Origin of the sequence: Marinoscillum sp., assembly GCF_965229915.1 — a bacterium.
GTDB lineage: Bacteria > Bacteroidota > Bacteroidia > Cytophagales > Cyclobacteriaceae > Marinoscillum.
On sequence record NZ_CBDDJZ010000002.1, the window covers coordinates 516,107 to 541,218 of the forward strand.

At 43.3% G+C, this 25,112-nt stretch carries 11 protein-coding genes; 9 read left to right on the plus strand and 2 right to left on the minus strand.

Annotated elements, in window-relative coordinates; all coding sequences use genetic code 11:
* Window positions 1–15: 15 nt before the first annotated feature.
* Together ACO067_RS24285 and ACO067_RS24290 are read right to left on the minus strand one after the other, a co-directional pair.
* Window positions 16–11,085 carry a choice-of-anchor D domain-containing protein gene (locus ACO067_RS24285; RefSeq protein WP_421879677.1) on the minus strand — a complete coding sequence of 3,690 codons (11,070 nt, stop codon included), beginning with the start codon at window positions 11,083–11,085 and terminating at the stop codon, window positions 16–18.
* A 128-nt stretch (window positions 11,086–11,213) separates the two neighbouring features.
* Window positions 11,214–11,654 (minus strand): outer membrane insertion C- signal, encoded by a 441-nt coding sequence (locus tag ACO067_RS24290; protein ID WP_421879681.1) that lies wholly within the window; start codon window positions 11,652–11,654, stop codon window positions 11,214–11,216.
* Window positions 11,655–11,904: 250 nt separating this feature from the next.
* Here ACO067_RS24290 and ACO067_RS24295 point away from each other — a divergent pair, with 250 nt between their 5' ends.
* From ACO067_RS24295 to ACO067_RS24335, 9 genes are all read left to right on the plus strand, one after another.
* Entirely contained in the window at window positions 11,905–16,935 is a 5,031-nt protein-coding gene (locus tag ACO067_RS24295) for a translocation/assembly module TamB domain-containing protein (RefSeq protein WP_421879683.1), read from the plus strand.
* Window positions 16,932–19,193, plus strand: coding sequence for a BamA/TamA family outer membrane protein (locus tag ACO067_RS24300; RefSeq protein WP_421879686.1), 2,262 nt, complete (start codon window positions 16,932–16,934; stop codon window positions 19,191–19,193). Before ACO067_RS24295 ends, ACO067_RS24300 begins: the two co-directional genes overlap by 4 nt.
* A 128-nt stretch (window positions 19,194–19,321) precedes the next feature.
* Complete coding sequence (mnmE, locus tag ACO067_RS24305) at window positions 19,322–20,680, plus strand: tRNA uridine-5-carboxymethylaminomethyl(34) synthesis GTPase MnmE (protein ID WP_421879689.1); 1,359 nt, start codon at window positions 19,322–19,324, stop codon at window positions 20,678–20,680.
* A gap of 242 nt (window positions 20,681–20,922) precedes the next feature.
* Window positions 20,923–21,276, plus strand: a complete 354-nt coding sequence (locus ACO067_RS24310; RefSeq protein WP_115869583.1) for a helix-turn-helix domain-containing protein — start codon at window positions 20,923–20,925, stop codon at window positions 21,274–21,276.
* Window positions 21,273–22,367: a phage integrase SAM-like domain-containing protein gene (locus ACO067_RS24315; protein WP_421879692.1), complete on the plus strand. Its 1,095-nt coding sequence runs from the start codon at window positions 21,273–21,275 to the stop codon at window positions 22,365–22,367. The genes ACO067_RS24310 and ACO067_RS24315 overlap by 4 nt, the downstream gene beginning before the upstream one ends.
* The gene (locus tag ACO067_RS24320; RefSeq protein ID WP_014022281.1) at window positions 22,364–23,380 is read left to right on the plus strand and encodes a hypothetical protein; all 1,017 of its coding nucleotides are present in this window, start codon (window positions 22,364–22,366) and stop codon (window positions 23,378–23,380) included. The genes ACO067_RS24315 and ACO067_RS24320 overlap by 4 nt, the downstream gene beginning before the upstream one ends.
* Before the next feature lie 231 nt (window positions 23,381–23,611).
* Window positions 23,612–23,911: a helix-turn-helix domain-containing protein gene (locus ACO067_RS24325; protein ID WP_014022282.1), complete on the plus strand. Its 300-nt coding sequence runs from the start codon at window positions 23,612–23,614 to the stop codon at window positions 23,909–23,911.
* Window positions 23,908–24,204: a helix-turn-helix domain-containing protein gene (locus ACO067_RS24330; RefSeq protein ID WP_100626897.1), complete on the plus strand. Its 297-nt coding sequence runs from the start codon at window positions 23,908–23,910 to the stop codon at window positions 24,202–24,204. The genes ACO067_RS24325 and ACO067_RS24330 overlap by 4 nt, the downstream gene beginning before the upstream one ends.
* Window positions 24,191–25,111 (plus strand): BT4734/BF3469 family protein, encoded by a 921-nt coding sequence (locus ACO067_RS24335; RefSeq protein ID WP_210758729.1) that lies wholly within the window; start codon window positions 24,191–24,193, stop codon window positions 25,109–25,111. The genes ACO067_RS24330 and ACO067_RS24335 overlap by 14 nt, the downstream gene beginning before the upstream one ends.
* Window position 25,112 lies beyond the last annotated feature (1 nt).

Here is a 25,112-nt window from a genome sequence, read left to right on the forward strand (position 1 = left end):
TTGACAGCCTTCATACTATTTTATAACCAATCTGCGAAAATGATTCCCTGACAGGTCAGTAATCTTCAGAAGGTAAACTCCACTCTTTTGATACTGTATGTTCAAAATAAGGTGTTTCTCATTGTTTCCAGCCAGATCATACACCATTTTACCAGTACTATCATATATCTCGACTGATTCTATTGGTGCGATGTTGACAACCTGGAGTTTATTTCCGATAAGCGGATTAGGATAAACAGTAATTTCCCTGATGCCATCGGCACTCAAAACTTCCTCATCTACATCCTCAATAATCAAAGTGATTGTTGCTTGATCAGTCTCCATACCATCACTCACCTGGACCACAAGCTCCATAGACTGGGTGGTTTCAAAATCTATCAACCCCCCATCAGCAACTGTCAACTCCCCGGATGAGGCTTCAAGAGAATATGTATTCTCAACATTGCCAGAAATAATAGTATATTCAAGCACATCTGATAAATCACTATCTGTGGCCACCAACGTACCAATTGAATAACCATCGTTCACGTTTTCCTCTACAGTAAATGACTGATCTTCTATGAGAGGTGGGTCATTTACATCCAGAAGGACTACTGTCACTAATGCGGTATCATAATTCAGTCCATCGGTAACTACCACCTCAAAACTCTCCTGACTAATGGATTCAAAATCCAGCTTAGTGCTATCCAATACTTTAAGAGTTCCATTTAGCGTAACACTAAACAAACCATTATTTACCAGTTCTTCAAAGAACAACGAACTGCCTTCTGGGTCATTAGCAACTAACTGACCAATGATTGTGCCATTAACCGTTCTTTCCTCTACTTCAAACTCCTGATTATTAAATATGGGAATTTCATTAACATCCTGTACCTGAATACTCACATTTCCAATGGATGTGCTGTGGCCATCACTTACTTCCACAACCAAATCGAATGAGATTATTTGCTCATAGTCCAGGGAATCCGTAACGTTTATCAAAAGTTCACCGGTGGATGAATTGATAGCAAACGTCTGCGCCACGTTACCTGATGCAATCGAGTACTCCAGAGTATCCTGCTCGTTTGGATCACTTGCCATTACATAACCTACTGAAGTGCCTACGCTAACGTTTTCTTCAATGCTAAAGACTTGATCATCAATGACAGGTGCCGTATTTGTGGAATCTAGTGATTCCAGGATGTTGACAGTGACGTTTGCGGTATCATAATTAATTCCGTCGGTAGCCACTATACTTAATACTTCCTGAGTGATTTGATCATAATCCAATAATGAACTATCGAGCACTCTGATGATCCCTGTAAGAGAAACAGTGAAAAGGTTACTGTCCTCGATGTTTTCAAAATACAGCTGACTGCCCTCTGGGTCAATTGCTGTGAGCTGTCCAACGGAAGTACCGTTTGCCGTTTTTTCAATCACCTCAAAGGATTGATCTGAAATAACTGGCGCTTCATTTACATCCAAAATCGTAACCGTAATTATCTCTGTGGCTGTAGTATCTCCATATTGAATAGTCACCGAAGCTTCAATCTCACTTAACTCTTCGTAATTCAACACTCCGTTTACCAGCAATTGATTCTGATCAGAAATACTCAGAAGAGAATCGGTTATTGTCAGGCTTACAGAATCATCATCTACATTGAGCACTTCCAAAGGTCCAATAACACTTCCTATTGATGTATTTTCGCTTATTTCAAATTCAGTTTGAGAAAGCATAGGCTCCTCATTCCCTACTGCCCAACCACTTAACATGATAGTATTGACCGTCTCATTCACGTCATTACACACTATGGTCAATGTGCCACTGTATTGCTGAAATTCTTCAGGAGTAAAACTCAAAGTCACCGTATCCGATGAACCAGCCAAAACTGATTCAAATTCCATTTCATAGGCAAACACATCACCATCGATTGTTGCTGAGATGATTTTAAGCGTATCGCTCCCCGTGTTTTCGATAATCAAATCAGTGGTAGTAGTCTCTCCCAAATCTGTATCGGCAAAGTTTACAGCGGTCGTAGACAGGTCAATGTCAGGAATACCATAGATAGTGAGTTCAACGATCAGAGATATTTCCGGAGTCTGTGGGTCGTTGGAATGAATGATCAATTCTCCAACATATTCTCCTATGGCCAATCCCAGTGTGTTAACGGTATAAATCACCGATTCGGAGCTATCTGCATTGAGAACCCCTTCGGTTTGATTGGCTGTAAGCCAGCTATTAGCCGACTCTACCTCAAATACCAGACTGTCTGCACCTAGATTTGATAACATCAACGTTCCAGTGGTTGATTCACTGATAATCGAGGTGACTTCAACTGTATCTTGGGATAGGTTAACAATTGGAGCAGCAATGCTCACACCCTGCAATCCAATTTTTACCTCTGGACTATTGCGATCATTCGAGTTGACAACCAGTAAGTCCATATCATTTCCAACCTCCATTGGGAAATACTGTATTACCAGGCTGTCTGATTCTCCGGGAGCAGTGTTTTCAGGCTGATACACAATGCTAAATACCTCTGAATCTATGCTATATCCGGCACTTAAACTGGCTGTTCCCGTATTTGACAAGCCAACTGATGCAAGGGTTGTGGCACCTGTAAATATTGGTCCAAACTGAATTGTATCAGTACTCCATTCTATTTGTGGAGCTGCTATTACCTGAAGTTCCACATTGAATAGTTCGGAAGAACCATCTGGTTGATTGGTATGGAAAGTGATTTCCGCCTGGTAATCACCTGGGGCAAGATCTACTGGCTCCAGTATCAGATTAATTGTTTCTTTTTCCCCAGCAGTTATTACACCTTGATTCTTACTTAGCGCATACCAGTCTGGTAAGCTCGATGCTGCCACTGCATTGGCAATAATCCGTGCCATATTCTGATCGTAATCGTAATAATCAAAACCAATATAGCTCAGGTTGCCTTGTCCGATAGGCTTATTGAATACGACAGGTTGATCATATTCAGAAGACAAAACATACTCCACATTCTCCGATGGTTGAAAACTTATGGTAGCACTTCTTCGATCAAACATAACATCTACCCCGGCGGCTAGATAATGTGATGTATCCTGAACAACGAGCAAATCATAAACCGATTGATCACTAGTGCTAATACTCATAAGGTTAGTGCTAGCGATAAATGCACCTGCATTACTTCCCCCACAAACAACCACGTTTCCACCGTTGCTGATGTATTGATAGAGCAGTTCTTTGGCGGCATCCCCAAATTCTGATATTGTGAAATCAGAGGCCAATTCCTGTTCTGGTATGACTAAAACATCTGCATCACTCAAATAAGTAGCCAGCTGAGTCACATTCGTAGTGCCAAATTCTACCAGTTCATAGTTATCATAGTACTGAGCTATTGCAGCCAGAGTATTGGGGTATTCGGTAGATAAATCTGCATAAGTGGTCATAGCCACAATTTTAGTGGTACCACTTAAGCCATTGATCTGGTTCATGGTAATCCTACTCTTAGTGGCATAGCCTTCATTGTTAGTTTCAAAACCGTTTTCATATACTCCCAAAGCCGCTGTGATCTGACTAGCTCTATAGGTCATTGTCTCAGGAAGAGTCAACGGTGCATTCACGCTCCAACTAAGCTCACTCCCACCAGTGTTTTGGATTGTAATGGCATGGATACCTGTCTCGAATGACGCCAGAGTATCTGCTACTGATAAAGGGGACGCGCTAAATACAGGCGGATCAACTCCGACTCCATACAAATCAATCACAGTAAAATCGTTCTCGATTTCATTGCTGAATAGGTGAAGTTCGCCAACGAAAGATTTAGCTTCATCAGGTGTAAAATAAATAGTAATATCGCTTGATTCTGTCGGAGCCAGACTTAAAGTATCCAGGTCAAGACTAAATGAACCGCTGGATGATTCCATTCTTATTCCAAGTCTGGCCGTCCCGGTGTTTTCAATATTGAGTTTGAGTGAATCTTCATAAGTCACGTAAACCTCCCCAAAATCCACAGAGGTTCGGCTAAGTGATTTTTCAGGAATCCCGGTCACATCCAGACCGACTTTCAGAGTTGCAGTAGGCCGCTCAGGATCATTGCTACTAATCAACACATCCGCACCGTAAGTTCCTCCATAGAGTCCAGTGGCATTAAAAACCAAATCCAAATCTACAACCTCTCCAGCTGACACTGTATCGCTTTCAGTCACTAAGCTCAACCAATTACTTGTTTCATAGAAAAGGGTATAGTCCAACATACGCTGCTGTAATGGCGCGGAATTTTCTCCAGAAGAATATAGGTATTCGACAGTCATACCAGTAGCTAGCACCAGTCCATTACCCAGAGTATACTCAACCATAGTTGGATCACTCGAATAATAAGTCTCCACAATAACATGAGCATTAGTTGGCAAAGAGGTTAGGTAACAGTGATTGGCACTAGTTCCATAAAGGACATTATCCAAAGCATTAGTGATGAAATGACTTGAATCCACCACAAGGTTAGAACCTTCTTTATTTCCATAGACCATTTGTGCCCCGCCTACAAGGTCTACATTTGCTCCCTGCGTTGCCAGCTGATATTGTAGAATGCCACCAGCACGCACAAATTCCTCCAACTTGTCTTTATGCAGAGAGAGCTGCTGATAATAATTACCATATTGATCCCCAGTGGTTATAATTAGGTCATAGTTCGATAAGTCAATTACCCCCAATTCGGCAGCAGCTATGACATTTGGTGTGATTCCATAAGTAGCGGATATAAAGTTCTCCAAATAAAGTCCCCAAGCACTATATTCCTGAACCACCAAAACATTGCTTTGTACTATATCTGATTGAAAGGCTTGAGGTCGAATAGGTTTTAAACTGCTCTGCTGGCTCGAAGTAAAGGTTTCGCTTACTTTATAAGAGGAAATCTCAGAACTAAAAGAAGCCAAATCATAAGATACAGTCAGTTCACTACCACCTGCAGTGTTGTCAATCAGGACGGACTGTACTGCACTATCTCCACTTAGTAAATGAACACCCACGGAATCTTGAGGTAACTCGAATACTGGTGGCAGCAATCCACGTCCAATGAGGTCTATCCATGTGGAATCATTTTCTGATTCATTGGTTGACAACACCAAGCCACTTTCAAAAATGCCTGGTTCTTTGGGACTAAAGGTTACCACAACCTGATATTCTTCCAACGGTGCCAGATTGATCGAATCAATATTTGATAAGAAAGCAGAGTCAGTAGTAAGTAAATTAACGATTAAGTCATCGGTACCTTGATTACTCAATGTGAAGCTAATGCTATCGGAGTAATTGACAAATACATCTCCAAAGTAAAGAGAATCTATTAGCAGTTGCTTCTCTGGAGTGCCAGTAACGTCAGCAAACACTGGCACTTTGATAAGAGGGTTTTCGGGATCATTGCTTTGTATATTGATTTTGGCATTGTACGCTCCTCCATACAAGCCAACAGCATTAAAAATAACTGAAATATCCTGTGATTCACCTGCATCAAGAGTGTCTGATTGAACACCCAACGACAGCCATTGACTTACGTCATTACTATTAGCAACTGCATTGGCTATAATACGGGCAGCATCATTATCATAATCGTAGAAATCATATCCCAGGTAGGTGATAAACCCTCTACCAAAAGACTTATACATGAGTGATGACGACCCATTTAGTTCCAAAAGTGAAACCATCTCTGGATCGGAGCTGGTGACAGAATAAGTAGCATCATTTCCATAAACTGTCCCGGCACCAATTCCCTCCAATAGAAAATGGGTAGAATCTGTAATGTTGATGTTATTGAACGTATGACTACTGTATGGGGCCAGATTCGATAGACCAGCCGATGATAACAATGCGAATGGGGCAGATGAAGAACTTCCACACATAATGATCCTTCCACCACCATTTACAAACTCATTCAATTCACTTGCAATAGCAGCACCAAGAGTTGAAAACTGGCTACTTCCTCCTGAATTTTCTTGTTCAGGTATCAAGAGTACATCAGACTCTCCCAATTGGGAGGTGAACGACGTAGGGTCAAAAGTGGATGACTCGGTGAGTGTATAATCTGTGAAATATTGAGTGATTGCATTCAAGGTATTTAGGTACTCTTGTGATACGTCTGCATAAGGAATCCAGGCCATGATCTCTTTGCTCCCAGATAATCCAGCTATCTCTTCATGACTAATCATTGGTTGTCTGCCCCGACCCTGGGCATCAGTGAAATAGATCACCTCCTCCGCATTATGCTGATAGAGAGAGGTTTCTTCTAAACCAAACGAGATTGATGATTCCCAATAAAGCGGGCTATTTCCAGTAGAATTATCGATTGTTAGTACTTGTCCAGTAGAATCTCCTACATTCAGAGAAAGGCCTAACGAATCTGGAGTAACTAGTATTGCTGGTGGTTCGAGTCCTTGCCCACGCAAATTGATATAGACGGAGTCCTTATCGGCATCATTTGACTTCATCAGCAAATTCAGATCGTAGACCAATGCTTCCTCAGGATTGAAATAAATGCTGATCAATGCAGTTTCTTCAGGAATGATCGTTACGGGAGTCGAATCCACATTGAAGACACTATCCATCAGCACAAACTCCAGCAATAAATCATCTGTCCCACTGTTAGAAAGCTCCAACGAAAGTGAATCATACTGCCCGGTAAAGACTGTTCCAAAATCAAGACTGTCTACAGACCATTCCAATACAGGAGAACCCGTCACATCCAGTGTTACTGGTACGGACAGCTCCGGATTGATCGGATCATTACTCGCTATTCTAATATTGGCATTATATAAGCCACCATACAAGCCTGTAGCATTGAAACTAACTGGAACATCCTTGGATTGTCCAGCAGCCACAGTATCTACCATTGTTTCCAGTGTTAGCCATTTACCAGGTCCATTACTGCTTACTACTGCATTGGCTATGATACGAGCTGCATCGTCATCGTAATCATAGAAATCGTACCCAATGTATGCCAGAAATCCTCTACCGAAAGATTTGTACATCAACGAAGAAGAACCATTGTACTCCAAAAGCGATATCATTTCGGGATCGGTACTGGTAACTGCAAACGTGGCATTTTGCCCCTGAACTGTTGGACCAGAGACTCCCTCCAACAGAAAGTGTGTGGAGTCTGTGATGTTGATATTCATAGATGAATGATTAACATGAATGGAGATATCAGTTAATCCAGCCGCCGATAGCAATGCATATGGAGCAGATAATCCAGTACCACAAACAATGATCGTACCTCCTCCATTAACAAAATCATTGAGTTCAACCCTTGCTAACGATCCAAGGGCGCTAAATTCACTGGTTACCCCAGCATGCTCTTGTTCTGGAATAAGCAGAACATCTGCTTCACTTAGCTGGGAAGTAAAGTTGGCTACATTGAATGTGGTGGATTCAACTACAGTGTAGTCTGTATAATATTGTGATATCGCGTTCATCGTATTAGCATACTCCTGATCCACATCAGCGTATGGAATCCAAGCCATTATCGACTTGCTTCCCGCCAGAGCAGAAATCTCCTCATGAGAAATGGAAGCCTGTCTACCACGACCCTGTGATCCAGTGTAATACTGCGTCTTTCCAGCATTTTTATAAAGTGTGGTCTCTTCCAAATCAAACCCAATGTCTGCTTGCCAATACAAAGGACTCTGTCCTGAGCTGTTATCAATGGTCAATAACTGACCAGTAGAGTCACCCACATATAGAGCTTGACCAAGGGAATCAGGGTTTACAACAATCTCAGGTGGCTCTACTCCATTACCCGTCAGCTTGACGAAAATGGAATCCAGGTCCAAATCGTTGCTCTTGATCAGCAAGTCCAGCTCATAAAACCGGGCTTCTTCCGGCTGGAAACGAACCTTAAGATCAAATTCTTCTCCAGGTAGTATAGTCAAAGAAGTGGTGTCTATAACAAACACACTGTCAGCTAAAACTAACTCTAGAAGAAGATCATCTGTACCAGAATTGGCCAGAGTTATTGCAGAAGGGTGATTGGACCCAATAAACTGATCACCAAAGTCAACTGAATCAACAGAAATTGATGCGACTGGTGCTCCTTCAACCACCAGGTATACCGGCACTTTGATAACCTGATTATCTGGATCATTGGTGTTGATCACCATTTCTTGAAAGTACTCGCCACCTAGAGCATTTCGAGCATCAAATACAATATCCAGCTCCTGAGCTCCGCCCGCAGGAATGATTCCATCAGTAGAGCTTACACTGGCGAGTGCGTTGGTGTTGGTCTCATCTGCAGCTAATGCTGAGACACCTGATAGTGTAAAAGAATGCGACAACTCCCAGGTATCAGGGTCATAAGCAAATACCTCCGATTCACTGCTAGCAAATAACAATTCGGCTGAATTGGAGTACCCGACTCCATAAATATTACCAATATATGGTGATACAGCTAAGCTGTCTCCTGTATCCAAATCTATCTCATATACTTGTCCAAAATCTGAAACGAACACGGAGTTACGCGATCCGCCAAAGGAAATCCCACCACCTATACCAAATTCAGGACTAATTACATTCACCACATCCTCTGCAGCCAAGTCAATTATGTAGATATCTCCAAGTGAGTAATCTGATGCATACAGGTAGCCATCAGATATACCGAGACCATCTACACTGGACATGCCGTCCACCTGCAGAGTATCCTGTACGCTAAAATCATCTGGGCTAAGTCGAAAAATAGCATTAGATGTGAATGAGCTTATTAAATACAACCATTTTCCATCGAATGCCAGACCATCAGGACCCTGTAAGGCTAATGGTGAAGTCACTGACTGGATTACTGCTCCTGTGTAAGGATCTAATTCCTGAAGAAGATTATCCCCATAGGTTGTTGCAAACAAACGACTCTGGCCGCCTGCAAATGACTGTGACGGTAACGCAGCAGGCTTCTGTATGGGTGCCGGTTCATAATTGCGATAATCAAAACTACTTCTTGCAGCTCCCTTAGCTGCTTGAAAGTCTAGAATGGAAAAATCGGCTATTTGATCTGATTTAGGTCTGATGATCAAATCATACTCCAGTGCTGAATTACCAGTATTCGAAATGGTGATCGACTGAACTGACGTATCTCCTACATAGAGAAACTCTCCAAGACTATCTTTATCAAGCACTGCTACCGGAGGCTCCAAAGTAGTGGCGAAAAGCATCACATCAACTGTGTCAACGTTCGTGTAGAGTTGCAGCACAGCGGAGGTGTCTCCGAGCGTGAAACTTGAAAATTGAATATCCATCACCGCTGAAGAAAGATCACCAATGGTATACGTACTATCTGCTACACTGAATGTGGCATTGTTAAGTGAAATACCATTTACAGTCAGCAACCCATTCCCTTGATTAAAGATTTTAAGGTCTTTGTTCACTGTTAATCCTTGTGGTATTGATCCAAAATCCAAACTATCCGCAACTGCTAGTAGTGGAGTGGCAGAAGGAACGCCAACTGCATTCCAAGCCTCAACCACTGCTTCGTATTCAGGACTTCCAATTCCAAATAAATCTATCGCTGCTAATTCGGAACCAGATCGCGCATCTACATACTGACTCGTGGAAGTCAGATAATAGGTTAGGTTTCGATAGGTAATAGCTGCGGCCGATTCCAATCCGATTCCAGAAACATTATAGCTCGTGCCATTGTCATTGGTTCCAACTCCTCCTTCTACCAGCAGATAAAACCAAAAGTTTTGCACCCCACTGTTGTAGTGGACTCCGCCATTATCGCCAGATCCAGTATACCAGTAATCGCCAAGATAGGTGTCTGGTTGACCTTCCTGATTAGGATTGCTCATAGACCGAATCATACTCACCCCATCAGTGTAGATCTCATCACCCAAATTCCAACTAGCTGTTTCTGGGCTTGTACTAAATTCAATTGCCTGACCGAAAATATCGCTAAAAGACTCATTTAACGCACCAGATTCATAGGAATAGACCAAACCTGCGGAGTACTGGGTAACGGCATGTGTAATCTCATGCCCCACTATATCCAAACAAACCAGCGCAGTGGCTGATACCCCATCTCCATCACCATAAGTCATACGTGATCCATCCCAGAATGCATTGAAATATCCGGAAGCATAATGCACATATGAATTAATAGCTGCTCCGGATCCATCGAAACTCGACCTGCCATGATTGTTTAGAAAATAATCATAAGTAGCCTGAGCACCGAAATGTGCGCTAACACCTGCAGGATCATCATCAAAATACCCATCAGCGTCAGTGAAAAATGTGGCATCAAAATAGTCGGTTCCATTGTTTAGGTCATAGGTATAAATACCATCCGCTCTAGTATCTTCTAACAAGCGGTATTCTGTCCCATCAAAATCCACAGCCATTTCTACTACCCCATTATATAAGGATACCCCGGAGGACGTAGCGCTGGATGTGTGAATTCTGTTGTAGCTGTTGACCACCTCGCCTGTATGTGCGTTAACTTCAATAGTGTATCGACCAATTGGATCTGAGGCGTATACGTCAAATTGATAAACTAACTGCAGTTCATTTGCATCATCATAGTGTTGACTACTGATGGCCAATTTGCCTGTAGGATAGAAAGATGCATTTTCATTTTTCCTTTCTGATTTTAGGAAAGACTCATTGCGCGCCTCCTCCCACATATATTGGGAAGCGCCAATATGAGCTAAAGCGATTTGGAGCGCTTCAGCTTCTGATAGATCTGGAGTGGTATTTACTTCAACTCCAGAGACAAGATGCCCATTAGCAGATTTGATCTGGTCATTTGACTTGTGAAAAATATAATCTGCTCCAAGTATCTCCAGTCCTTTGTAAGTTTGACTATAGCGCTCGTGTATTTGTCCAATCTGATCCGTGACACTTCGTTTTTTGGTTAATCTTAGTTGATCGGAAAGGCCGGGGATAACGACTTCATCAACTGAGCGAATACCAGCCTTAAACTGAACAAAACTTGGAGTTTTAGATCGGTTTAGGATTACTTTTGAAGCTTGTGGAACCTCTTTAAGGGCTTTTTGGTGCTCTTGCTGGGCGAATACACTCAAGGAAAGAAAAAACGCTAATAATATTAAGGCGGTTTTCGGGTAGCTTACGGTACAAGTCAAGTGGTCAGTGGTTTAGTTAATCGCGCCCAAAATAGTGAATTTTCGGACTAAACCGGACCCGTTTTACATAAAAAAAGCGACATCAATCATGATGTCGCTTATATCTTGTTAGAAATACGTGTTCATTTCTAGTTCCTGAACACATACCTCAGGTTCAATCCAAACCGGTCACCGACGAAGGTGCTGGTATCAATGAGAACAAAGGTGGGCCGCCAGTCTGCACTGATTGAAATTGGTACATCTGGAATTTTATAAGCCAAACCCAGCTCCCCTGCTCCACCAAGAATAAAATCATTGCCAACAAAAGCAACCGGTCCTGCCCCCAGATACCAGTTCATCGGTATGTCGCCTAGCGGGCGGTATACAAAGTCCCAAAGAAGGTCTACTCCAACCCCACCGTTACCAAACGAAACATCGGCATGGACCATGCTGAAATCGCTGGTAGTAAACAAAGCATCCAGAGCAACGTTACCTCCGGTAACATCCCCAAAACGGACACCTAATTCCTGAGCGTTTGAGCTCACAAAAATTCCAAAAGTCAATAATGCAAAAAATAATAGTTTTTTCATGTTTATGTTGGGTTTTTAGCATCATAACACCCTCAGATCCGAAGATCCAAAATGATGTTGCGCATAGTTAACTGATTCATCAACCAAAACCATTAAGCCTTAAAGAAGTTTAAATTAATCTTACAAAAATTCAAATTAGAAGTCCTAATGACTATGCCAAAAATGCTGATTCGATCAAACAAAACATGCTTCTAAGACTTATCAATAAGTACCACCATCCATTCATTTTTTTAGATGCGCAATACTCTCAATGACCGACAATACGCGAAGAAACAAAAGACTTATATATAAGGCATTAAAGATTACTTCATGGATTCTGGGAGTAATCGCGGTATTGTTCGTTTCTCTAGTATTGATCATACGGAGTGAAAGTGGTCAAAACTTTATTATCGGGCAAACTACCAAGTTTGTTTCTAAGAAAATTGACACACCATTCTCTATAGACCGCCTATTCTTAACCTTCACAGGAAACCTACAGCTGGAAGGCTTGTATCTGGAAGATCAACAAGGAGACACACTCATCTATTCCAAAAAACTAGAAGCATCCGTGGCGCTGATCCCTTTGATTAAGGGACAGACCATCGATGTGGATCTTGTGGACTGGGATGGGCTTACCGCGAGAGTTACCCGCGCTGACAGTACTAAATCCTTCAATTTCGATTACATCATTGACGCCTTCAGACCAGAAGAAAATACCAACAAGGAAGACACAGCGACTACATCTGCACCGTCTATTACTGTTGGGACGGTGGACTTCTCTGCTTTTGACTTGAGGTATTTGGATGAGGTCTTGGGCATAGACAGTCATTTGAAGCTGGGTGCAATGTCCATCGAAATGAATGAATTCAGTTTGGACCCCATGGTTTTTGATATTGATAAAATCATGCTTAGAAACACGTCTGGTTTTTACCACCAGACCAAGGAAATAGCAGACGCTGGCGCTTCAGGTCAAGATACCACCTCCTCTGCGTTGCCACTCATTCGGATTGGTGAACTACTGATGGAATCTATCCATTTGAGTTACCACTCACCTCCTGCATCTATGTATTATGACGGAGCAATAGGCAGACTGAAACTAGAAGTACCAGAAGTAAACCTCAATGAAAACATCATACGCCTCGATCGCTTCTTATTGGATCATACCACTGTCGATGCAAAAATTTTCTCTGCTGCTATCGACACCACTGATGAAGCTAAAGACAAGCCCTCTACTTTTGAATGGCCCGAATGGACCATCGAAGCGAAAAACCTGACAATGAACAACAATCAGGTACAGCTCACCTTAGACTCTACCCAATCGACGCCTGGCGTCTTTAACCCTTCTCAGATACAACTTACCAACCTCTCTCTGGACATCTCTGCGGCAACTCTTCAAAACCAAAAAGCACAGGTTCGATGGAAGGACCTCTCCTTCGAGGAACGAAGTGGTCTGAAACTCAGCAAGCTTGCCTTTGATGCTTCGCTTAGTGATGAACAACTGATACTCGATGAACTTCAGATCAAAACCAACTACAATGAGCTCACGGGATCTGTAAGTATGACTCTGAAGTCAGTAGATCAGTTGATCAGCAAGCCCACATCACTTAGTCCGGCTATTGCACTCTCGGCAGCAAGACTTTCACCAAGAGATGCATACTACTTTGCTCCAGACCTGCGATCCATTGACTACCTAAAGACACTTGAGTCCAAACGACTCAGTGTTGATGCTAAGGTCATTGGAAATCTGGAGGGACTTGCCATCGACCAGTTTACTGTAAACTGGGGCAATACAACCAGCTTTGATGTGAAAGGAAAGGTGTACCAACCCACAGTCCCACACTTGATCCGCGTAAAAGAAATCTCCTATCAGACCGAGAGCACTAATGAAGATATTGCCCTTTGGATGTCTTTGGATAGCGCCGGCTTAGACTTACCAGAGCGGATTTCATTTAGTGGACAATCCAATGGATCGCTAAAGCAATTCACCACCCAAAACCTATTGAAAACGGCGGATGGAGATATTGAGATCAAAGGCTCTATGACGCAGAAACAAGAACTGATCGAATATGCGATTGAGACACAAATTAGAGCACTACAGGTGGGCAAAATCATTAACAATCCTGAAATTGGTGCCATAACAGCTCGAATAAAAACGGAAGGGAAAGGTAATTCACTCGCTTCTTTAAATGCTTCCCTGACAAGTCATTTTGATTCGCTGAGTTACTCGGGTTATGACTTCACTGCCTTGACACTGAATGGCTCTATCGAAAATGGACAAGGTGGTCTGGAAGCAAACTACCAGGATGATAATCTCAATCTAAACCTTACCTCTGATGTATCCCTTGACTCAACGAACACGGTGGCATCACTCCTTCTGAATCTGAAAGGTGCGGAATTCCGTGCCTTGGGCATCACCGATGAAGATGTAAGAGCACAGCTAAAACTAGATGCACGTTTCGAAGGGAATACTGAAAAGTTTGAAGCCTCTTTAGAATTCGGTGATATGACCATTGTGAAAAATCAGGACAGCTACTCCCCTGGTCCGTTGGAGCTTTCAGCACATGTAACTCCCGATTCAACGAGCCTGGAGATTACCAGCGAAATCATTAATGGTAGCTTACACTCCAACACCAACCCACAGAGCTTTTTACAAGCCGTGAACACTCAGTTTGTGGAATACCTCAATGTAGATCCTGCTTTGAACCGAGCAAAACTGGATAGCAACATTGTGGTCACATCCAGTTTTAGCATTCATGAAAACACCTTGATCAGTGATGTATTGCTTCCAGACCTGGAAACATATGATTCCATCACCTTTACGATTGATTACCATCAAAACCAGGACTCACTGGTCGCCGAGTTTAACGCCCCATACATCAAATATGGGAGTAGTGTTATCGACAGTCTGCGTTTTGAGCTATTGGGGGCACCAGAGAATCTCCAGTTCTCAGCTGGCTGGGCTTCTATTGATTCAGATCCCATCTTACTCAAAAGCCTGGAACTGAGTGGTCGACTGGAAAACCAAACGCTCATCACCAAACTGGTGGCTCCTGAAGAAAAAGGTTCTCTTTTCGATATTCGTACCGAGCTCAAACTCACTGGTGATACATTAGACTTTTACATCCAACCGGATACGTTCATCATCAATCGAAGAACCTGGACTTTACCGGAAAGCAATCGCATCCTTATTGCCTCTGACTTCCTGGGTTTTAATAATTTCAACCTTAGCAGCAACAACCAGTACTTATCAATTGAAAATTTTGGGGAGCAGCCTTATGAAAACATTCGAATCAACTTTGAGCAGTTCAAGCTGTCCAACTTCGGTAGTTTTCTAAATCCGGAGGATACCCTGGCTGCTGGCCTGATGAACGGGAAGGTCTCATTCGAACATGTCTTTACCAACAATGCTCTTTTGGCTGATTTTAACATTTCGGACTTAACCGTGATGGGTTCCAAATGGGGAAATCTTCAGATGACTGCAGAAAAAAACCTCAGCGATGAATATGCATTTAAACTCTCGCTAAGAGAAGGTTTGGCAGCTATTGATCTTTCAGGTGAATACGTCGCAGACCCCAATGTCACCCGACTCAACCTTGACCTGGATCTAGTAAAGCTGGAAACAAAAGTGTTGCAAAGCTTTCTCGACGAAGAGATCAGTGACCCGAAAGGATACCTCACCGGTCACCTGGACATCAGCGGCATTACAGAAGCTCCAGAATACAACGGAGAGGTAGTTTTTAATGATGCGGGCCTCAAGGTCAATTCGCTAAATACGAGTTTTAAGGTGGTTAATGAAAAGCTCCGGTTGGACAACAAAGGAGTTTACTTCGATCAATTTGGAATACAAGATCAATCCGGTAACACCTTCCGAATAGGTGGCAAAATACTCACAGAAGACCTGATCAACCCAGACTTAAACCTGACACTGAAAGCCAACAACTTCATGGCGCTGGACTCCAAAAAAGAGGACAATGAGCTGTTTTATGGCAAAGTGGGCATCAATGCTGACCTGACCATAAATGGAACGGTGGCCGCTCCGGTAATTCGTGGCAGTGCTGGAATCAGGGAAAACTCAGACTTCACTGTAGTGGTGCCAGAAACTCAGGCAGATCTCGTGGAGCGTGAAGGTGTGGTCATGTTTGTGAACCGTAAAAACCCGGACGCGATTCTCACACGTACGGAGGATTATTCCAGCGAAAGCCAGACTGCCTTTCAGGACATAGACATGAATGTGGATCTGAATATTGGCAAAAAAGCCATCTTCAGAATCATCATCAACGAACGCACCGGCGACAACTTCCAGGTATCAGGTGAAGGTGATTTCAACTTTGGCCTGGAGCCAAACGGACGCACCACACTGGCTGGTGTGTACAACGTATCGGACGGACACTTTGAAGCGAGTCTGTATAACCTCGTGAAAAGAAGATTTGATCTGGCACCAGGTGGAACCATCAAATGGAGTGGTGATCCGATTCAAGCCACTCTGGATGTGAGTGCTATTTATGAACTAAAGACCTCTCCGGCTCCCCTGATGGCCGCTCAGACTACTGAAAACCCAGAAGCAACCTCCACCAGCTACCAGCAAAAAATGCCATTCCTGGTTTACCTGAATGTAGATGGCACCATTCTGGAACCAGAAATCAGCTTTGGACTGGATGTCCCCGAAGACGAACGCGGTTCTCTAGGTGGAAAGGTCTATACCAAAGTGCAGCAACTCAACAACAGCGAAGAGCAACTCAACAAACAGGTATTTGCTTTGTTGGTACTCAATCGATTTTATCCTGCTTCTGGAAGTGATGGAGGAAGCGGTGGTGCTGCCTCCATTGCCAGAAACAATGTAAATAATGTCCTGTCAGGGCAGCTGAACAAATGGTCCAACAAACTCACAGGTGACTCTGGATTTCAGTTGGATTTCGGACTCAACAGCTACACCAACTACCAGGGAGAAACAGCTGAAGACAATACGGATCTCAACATCAATGCAAGCCAGCGATTGTTTAACAATCGGGTGATCGTGCAGGTAGGTAGTGAGGTCAACATCCAGGGAAGTGGCAACACGACCGATCAATCTGCTGAAAATACTCCGCTTGTTGGGAATGTAAGCCTGGAATACCTAATCACCGAAAATGGTCGCTACCGATTCAAAGGGTTTCGGAAAAATCAGTACGAAAACATCATTGATGGACAACTCATCGTAACGGGTTTTGCCTTCATATTTAACAGGGAGTTTAATCGCTTCAAAGACATTTTTGCCAATAGCAAAGAAGGCGAATTTGTGAAGCAGACAGAGCGTAACGAATGAAGCAGGTAAGCAACATAGTGATAACCGTTTTTGGTCTGTGGCTCTCCTCCTGCAGTGTTTCCAAGTTCATCCCTGAAGATGAGGTGCTGTACACCGGAGCGAGTGTCAACCTGAATTTTCCTGAAAAAGTTAAAAACAAAGGAGCCATAAGAGAACAGGTATCTGGCGTGCTCTATCCTAAGCCCAATTCGGAGCTTTTGGGCATGAAACTGGGGCTGTACTATCACTATCGTGCTGAAAAGAAAAACTTTGCCCCGGTTACCAAATGGCTCAACAAGAAGTTTGGTGAGGAACCCGTGTACCTCTCTGATGTGGATGTAGCAAAAACAGAAGAGCTCATTGGCAACCGGCTAGAGAATAATGGCTTTTTCAAGAACACGGTAACAGCTGAAATGAGAGGAAAAGGCAAATATGCCAGTATTCGCTACGATGCTGAAATGGAGATTCCATACAAACTCAAAGCCTATCAGTTGGACAAGGACAGCTCTCAGATTCATCGAGATTTGAAAGCGGCATTGGAAAAGACGCTTCTAAAACCAGAAAGCCGATTTGACCTCAGTCAACTCAAAGCGGAACGTCAACGAATCGATGAATACTTGAAATCGCTGGGTTACTACAACTTCAATGGAGACTTCCTGCTGTTCGAAGCAGACACCAATCAATACGATACGCGCCATTTCGACTTATTCCTACGGCTGAAAAAGGAAACTCCTCTAAGGTCCAAACTGCCCTATCGCATCAACTCCATTCAGATCTATCCTCGGTATTCGTTAAATGAAGATTCGCTGGTTCAAGACACTGTGGTGGTGGATGAGCTAGAGATAATCCAACGCGGCACGTACTTCAAACCACATTTGCTACCCTACTACGTCCTGTTGGAGGAAGACACCCGTTACAACCCGCGAGCCTCACGGGTGACCAGTCAGCGGTTTTCATCCATTGGTTCTTATAAGTATGTCAATATCCGACATGAAGTGATCAAAACACCTACTGCTGAAGACTCCGTTGGCTGGGTCAATACGCAGATCTTCTTGTCCCCGACAACCAAGCGCTCACTCAGGGCTGAGATTCAGGGAGTGACCAAGTCCAATAACTTTGCCGGACCTTCCCTGCTTGGCACCTACCTCAATAGAAACCTCTTTCACGGTGGGGAGATCTTACAGGTAAGTGGAAAGGTCGGTTATGAAACACAGATCACCGGAGGCAAAAACAGCGGTCTTAGCAGTACACAGTTTGGTATTAACAGTGACCTGATCTTTCCAAGACTGATTCCTATCAAGCTCGTGGATCGTTTTCAATATGATGTTCCCAAAACCAAGGTTTCGTTAGGAATGGAATACCTAAACCGCTCCAAGCTTTACACGCTCAGGACATTCAGCCTTACACAGGGATATACCTGGAATGCCTCCAAATACATCTACCATGAGCTAGACCCTATCAGCATCAACCTGGTGAAGCTCTCCAATACCACGGAGGAATTTGATGCCATACTGGCGGACAACCCATTCCTGGCGGGAAGTTTCGAGCAAGAGTTTATTGCCGGTATGAACTACAGCTTTACCTATTCTGAAATGAATAACTCCGCCATCAAAAATCCATTTTTCCTGAATGCCAACCTCAATGTGGCGGGGAATGCTATGAATGCACTCAGCAGCGACACTAATGCAGAAGGAAAACAAACAATCTTCAACCAGGAGTTTGCACAATATGCAAAAATCGATATGGATGCACGTTTTCACCTGGACCTGGGCAAAGGACACCAACTTGTTTCCAGGGTATTTGCCGGATTCGGAATGGCCTATGGCAATTCGGATGCACTGCCCTTTGCCAAGCAATACTATGCCGGTGGCCCCTATAGTATTCGGGCCTTCCAGATTCGTGGACTGGGACCGGGAACCTACACACCCCAGCAAGACGATGACAATACCAGCTCCTTCTTTGATCGCACTGGAGACGTCCGCCTGGAGGGAAATGTAGAATACCGATTTCCCATCTACAGTGTACTGAAAGGAGGACTCTTTGTCGATGCGGGAAATGTGTGGCTCCGGGAGGGTGATGAAGAGGCTTTACCTGGAGGTCAATTTACCTCCAGCTTTTACAAGCAGCTTGGTATTGGTACCGGTGCTGGACTGAGAGTGGATATCCAGAGCTTTGTCATTCGGGGTGATCTGGCCTTCCCTATCCACCACCCGACCACCGGATTTGATGTGGACCTGAGCGGACTTACCTTCAACTTCGCTATTGGGTATCCTTTTTAACCTCAACTCACTCCCACAGGAACTCTTTCTAAATCAAGTAACCCATAACCAACTCTCCCCAACCCCGCTCCTGCAAGAGACGGACTCAATCGCTCAACATTCTTGACTGTTCGTCTTAACTTTGCCCAATGCATTTGGACACGATCGTAGCGCTGGCCACCCCTCCCGGTGTGGGTGCCATCGGGGTAATCAGAGTTTCCGGACCAAAAACCATTGAGCTGGTCAATGAGGTATTTAAGGGAAAAGACCTGACATCCGTCAAAAGCCACACTATCCACCTGGGTACCATCCGCGATGGTGAGACCATTGTGGATGAGGTACTCATCTCACTATTCAAAGGACCCAACTCCTACACCAAAGAGGACGTGATCGAGATTTCATGTCACGGTAGCCAGTTTATCATCCAGCAGTTGATCAAGCTTTTATTGAGAAAGGGAGCTCGGTTGGCTAAAGCCGGTGAATTCACTCAACGAGCGTTCATTAACGGCCGGTTTGATTTGGCGCAAGCCGAAGCAGTCGCTGACCTGATTGCATCTGAAAACGAATCGATGCACAGTGCGGCAATGAATCAAATGCGTGGTGGCTTCTCCCAGGAGATTAAAAACCTGCGCGAAGAACTTGTCCACTTTGCTTCAATGATAGAGCTGGAACTGGACTTTGCAGAGGAAGACGTGGAGTTTGCCAGTAGAGAAGACCTTAAAAAGCTGATCAACAACCTGAAAGCATTGATCCAACGCTTAACGGAGAGTTTTACACTGGGTAACGCGATCAAAAATGGGATCCCGACAGTGATAGCTGGTAAACCCAATGCGGGCAAGTCCACGCTGCTGAACGCCCTACTCAATGAAGAAAAGGCAATCGTTTCGGACATTCCCGGCACCACTCGTGATGTGATCGAAGACGTGATCAATGTGGATGGGATTGCCTTTCGATTTACTGATACAGCTGGAATCCGAACTACCGAAGACAAGGTAGAAGCCATCGGTGTGGAGCGTACCATGAGCAAAATGAAGGCGGCCTCTGTGGTCCTGTACCTGATCGACATGAAAGAAGATCAGCCGGAAGACGTGGACAAGGAAATCGCTTTCATCAAAGACCTGGGCGTTCCCTACCTGCTGATCGGCAACAAGCTGGATCAGGCGAAACCAGCTGTACAAAAGCAACTGGAAGACAACAATGCCTTGCTAATCTCAGCTAGTCAAAAGCAAAACCTGGAAAACCTCAAGGAGGCACTTAAAGAACTGGTATCTCTGGACGACTTCAAGTCTGGAAACACCATCGTCACCAACTTACGGCACTATGAGAGTCTGATGCAGACCAATGAAGCGTTGGACCGGGTGATCACAGGTATTGATCAAGAGATTACCAATGACTTCCTGGCCATGGACATCCGCAACTCATTGCATCACCTGGGTGAGATCACCGGTGAGATCACCACTGAGGATCTGCTGGACAATATCTTTAGCAAGTTTTGTATCGGAAAGTAATTACTTTTCGAATAGTACGCTAAACCCTTCTTTTACTTACTTTTAGGCTGTTTTTACTTCCTTTTCTTGTTGCTAAATTTCCTATTTTTTCCTATCTTGCGTTTCTAATTTGTTGCTGACCAATCAATATTTGTTGTTAGCAACAAATTTTTAAGATCGAGGCGAGATGATGTTACATAGAGATACATTCTGATACAAGGGGATACACTCTGATACAGAAACAAGCAGAAAAAGGAAACACCATGAGCAGCAACATTCGAGTTCCCAAAATCTGTCAGCATTGCGGTACTGAGTTTATCGCCAAGACTACTGTGACCAAATTTTGTGGTGATAACTGTGCCAAGCGTGCCTACAAGAAACGCAAGAGAGATCAGAAGGTACAGGAGATTGCCCCTACTGCGGTACAGAAACAGGAATACAATCAGGAACAAGTCAAAGACAAAGACTTTCTAAGTATTGCCGAAACCTGCAAACTACTTGGAGCAAGTAGAATGACTCTGTACCGTCAGATCAAGAACGGAAAAATTCAAGCTGCGAAAATTGGTAGCCGTACCATCATTAAGAGAGAAGAAATCGAAAAACTGTTTCAGGCATGAAAGTAACACTAAGAAAACGCAATCAAGGTGGCAAGACCAGTCTATACCTAGACTACTACCACAAAGGGAAAAGGAAAACCGAATACCTCAAATTATACCTTTCTCCCAATGCAAAGACCAAAGAGGAAAAGGAAGTCAACAAAAAGACCCTTCAATTAGCTGAGACTATCAGAGCACAGCGACAAATCGAAATCCAAAACGGTGTTTATGGATTCAGAGATAATGAGAAATTGAAAGGCAGCTTCCTTGCATACATTGAGCTACTGGCTAACCAGAGGCAGGATAGCCCTGGCAATTACGGCAATTGGACAAGTATGCTGAAACATCTAAAGGCTTTCTGTCCCTATGAGGTTTCCTTCTCAGATATTGACCGACAGTTTATTCAGGATTTCAAATACTACCTTGATAAGAAGGCTATTGCACATGGTGACCAGAAACTATCTCAAAATTCTAAGTACTCCTACTTTAACAAGCTGCGAGCAGCTTTAAAGCAAGCAGTGAAAGACGGCATTCTACCTACCAACCCAAGTGAAGGAGTTGACGCCTTTAAACAAGGTGAACCTGAAAGAGAATTTCTGACTTTGGAGGAACTTCAAGCAGCGGCCAATACGGAATGTGAAATACCTCAGATGAAAACGGCATTCATATTTTCATGCCTTACAGGTCTGAGGTGGTCAGACATTAATAAGCTACTCTGGTCAGAGGTGCAGCACTCAAATGATAACGGGTATTACATCCGATTCAGACAAAAGAAAACCAAGGGAGCAGAAACCCTCCCTATTTCAGAACAAGCCTTTGGCTTGCTCGGTGAAAGGCAAGCTCCAGAAGAGCGAGTATTCAAAGGATTGAAATACTCTGCATGGCATAACCTGAAATTGCAACAATGGATGATGAAAGCTGGTATCTCCAAAACCATCACTTTCCATTGTGCCCGTCATACCTATGCCACTTTGCAGCTTACGGCAGGAACTGATATTTACACAGTCTCAAAGCTCTTAGGCCATAAGGAATTGAAGACCACCCAAGTCTATGCCAAAATCATAGATGAAAAGAAACAGGAAGCAGCCAACAAAATCAAACTTGACCTATGAGCAATCAAACCAAATTACTTGACGACATCCTGTACCAAGAGCTTCGCCCTTGGTTAGGAAAAAACAGCCTTGATCAAAAGTATGCTTCCAAACTCAGTAGCGTAAAGGAAGCCTCCACAGATTTTCAATTCAAATATGAAATCAGCTTTCACAGGCCATTCGATCACAAAACAAAGTACTATTCCAAACTAATATTGAATAATGTCAAATCAGAATGTGTCAGGCTTGTCGAGCTGATCAAGGAGGACAACAACGAAAACTTAATCAAGTATTGGCTTGAAGACACACTTAACAAGCGGATTAAAACACGTTTAAAAGACCTTGGAAAGCTCATTAAAGAAAAGGACTATGCACTGACGTACATAGATCCTAAAAAAACATCCTTTGAATTAGACCAAACTCACAAGGCAAACACATTCATCTTACAGCTTCTAAAGCTTGCATACATGCAGCTTTACTTAGAAATCCAAAATGCTTTCAGCACTTGGATAGAAGATCAATTCATACTGGAGGACTTTTACAGCCAACTACTTTTAGAACCTGTCCCGGACAAACATTTCTTGAAACCAGTTCAAGTAATTGAAGTTGAATCCAAACCATTACCAGCAGCCAAAACGGAAACCGCAGCAACGGCAAATTCATTTCATTCATTTACCTACAAGCAGCTAAACACCAACCCAGATAAATTGACCGATTTATGGGATAGCCTAAAGCTGAATCATTTCATTAGCAAATCCACAACCCTACTCAACTTCAAAAAGGTATTCTCAGGAGGTGAAATCAAAACACCTATAGAATGGACAGGAAATATCAGCGAGCTATTCTATTTCATTAAGCTGATATACTCAGAACATAAGTTGGTGGATGATCTAAAGCAAAAGCAATGGGAAGTGACTTGCCTATGCTTCGTTGATACTGATGGGAATTCCTTTGACAGGTCAAAGTTCAGGTCTTTAAAAAGACCGAACCTGACAGGAGATAAAATAGAAAAGGCAGTTTCGCACCTGATATAGTCCACTCTGCACTATACTCCTTTTATCTTTTTTCTGTTTTTGTTTAGTCCTCTTTTACCTTAAAAGTGGACTATCAATTTTTACAGCCCACTCTGCACTCTGCACTCTACACTGCACCATGCTTTAGAGCCTCATAACGCCCCTTTTAGCCTCCTACTTTAGCATCGTATTCGACAATCGGATATGACTTTTGGCCAAGAGTCCATTCATTAATTCTTAATACGATTTAAGATGGACGAAATAATTGAACGTCTTGAAAATCTCCAACGCCTAATTGAGAGCCAGGGGATTTACACGAAAGAAGTTTTAAACTTCAATGAGGCTTGCCAGTACTTGGAGCTTTCACAGTCACACTTATACAAGTTGACAAGTGGAGGTAATATTCCACACTACAAGCCAAACGGAAAGAAGCTCTATTTCAAGAGAACGGAGTTAGAAAGCTGGTTGCTTCGCAACCGCAATTCTACTCAGGAAGAAATAGACCGCAGAGCTGCGGATTACCTAATCAAAAAAGGGAGGGTAAAGCTATGACAGAGGTTTTCGATATGCTCTTGACAGTAGCTCAAGACATAAAAACAATCAAAGCATACCTCCTCAATTTCCATAAGTCACGATTGGAGCAATTCAGTGACGAATGGATTGATGGTCAGGTAGTGATGCAAACGCTGCACATTAGCAAAAGAACCCTTCAATCCCTTCGGGATAGTGGGGTTCTTCCCTACAGCCGAATCAATGGCAAGTTCTATTACAAAGTTTCTGATATGGAAGCTTTACTGGAATCCAACTACTCACCTTCAAAATCAAAGCATTATGGAGATCAGTAGAGAAGCCATTTTGAGAAAGACACATTACGGCTTGAATATCTATGCCCATGTATTACGCCACTACTATCAGGGTGAAACAGTCCTATCCCTTTCGGGACGGGACTGCAAACCTGCTAAGAATCCTTTCAATGCGGACAAGCCCACATTGATGGTTAAAGTAGTTGACGGCATTGCTACACACACAGATACAGAAGAAGCCATTGCACAGGGCAATATCTTTGATTTTGCTTCATTGCATTTCAGCCTCGAAGGGCAAGCCCTTCTCGAAAAGATCAATGAAGAACTATACCTGAGAATTGGCAAGGAAAGAGGTTTTTATCATCAAGAGGAAACGCAACCTGCGGTTGCTATTCCTGAAATTCAAAAGCCTACACCGCCAGTATTCAGCTATTTCAAAAAGCCTGTTTCTAATGTGAAACCAAGTCGCCAAGTCTCCTTGATTGAGGTGTACCATCTCATCAAAGGCAATGATTTTGCTTCGTGTACAAGTACACTTCGCAACATCTCAGAGCCAAAAGATGCCCGAAAATACAAGGCTCAAAACTTCGATTATGTGACCTTCTCAGGCTCATTCTCTAAGCGGAATGATGCAAACCTCCAAAGACATTCAGGTTTGCTTACAATCGATTTTGACCACATTGAGGACATCCCAACGCTCAAGCAATCATTACTCGATGACCATTATTTTGAAACGGAGCTACTGTTTGTATCTCCTTCAGGTGATGGGTTGAAATGGGTAATACCGATTGACTTGACACAGGCAAAACACCAGGACTATTTCAAGGCAGTGGCAAACTACGTTTCCCACACCTATCAATTAGAAGTAGACCAGTCAGGAAAGGACATTTCAAGAGCATGTTTCCTTCCGCACGATACAGAAATATTCATCAACCCTAAATACATATAGG

Excerpts from the sequence above, each read along its gene's own strand:
- ACO067_RS24290 (WP_421879681.1), bottom strand. The coding sequence starts at position 11,654 with ATGAAAAAACTATTATTTTTTGCATTATTGACTTTTGGAATTTTTGTG.
- ACO067_RS24295 (WP_421879683.1), top strand. The coding sequence starts at position 11,905 with ATGACCGACAATACGCGAAGAAACAAAAGACTTATATATAAGGCATTA.
- ACO067_RS24300 (WP_421879686.1), top strand. The coding sequence starts at position 16,932 with ATGAAGCAGGTAAGCAACATAGTGATAACCGTTTTTGGTCTGTGGCTC.
- mnmE (WP_421879689.1), top strand. The coding sequence starts at position 19,322 with ATGCATTTGGACACGATCGTAGCGCTGGCCACCCCTCCCGGTGTGGGT.
- ACO067_RS24310 (WP_115869583.1), top strand. The coding sequence starts at position 20,923 with ATGAGCAGCAACATTCGAGTTCCCAAAATCTGTCAGCATTGCGGTACT.
- ACO067_RS24315 (WP_421879692.1), top strand. The coding sequence starts at position 21,273 with ATGAAAGTAACACTAAGAAAACGCAATCAAGGTGGCAAGACCAGTCTA.
- ACO067_RS24320 (WP_014022281.1), top strand. The coding sequence starts at position 22,364 with ATGAGCAATCAAACCAAATTACTTGACGACATCCTGTACCAAGAGCTT.
- ACO067_RS24325 (WP_014022282.1), top strand. The coding sequence starts at position 23,612 with ATGGACGAAATAATTGAACGTCTTGAAAATCTCCAACGCCTAATTGAG.
- ACO067_RS24330 (WP_100626897.1), top strand. The coding sequence starts at position 23,908 with ATGACAGAGGTTTTCGATATGCTCTTGACAGTAGCTCAAGACATAAAA.
- ACO067_RS24335 (WP_210758729.1), top strand. The coding sequence starts at position 24,191 with ATGGAGATCAGTAGAGAAGCCATTTTGAGAAAGACACATTACGGCTTG.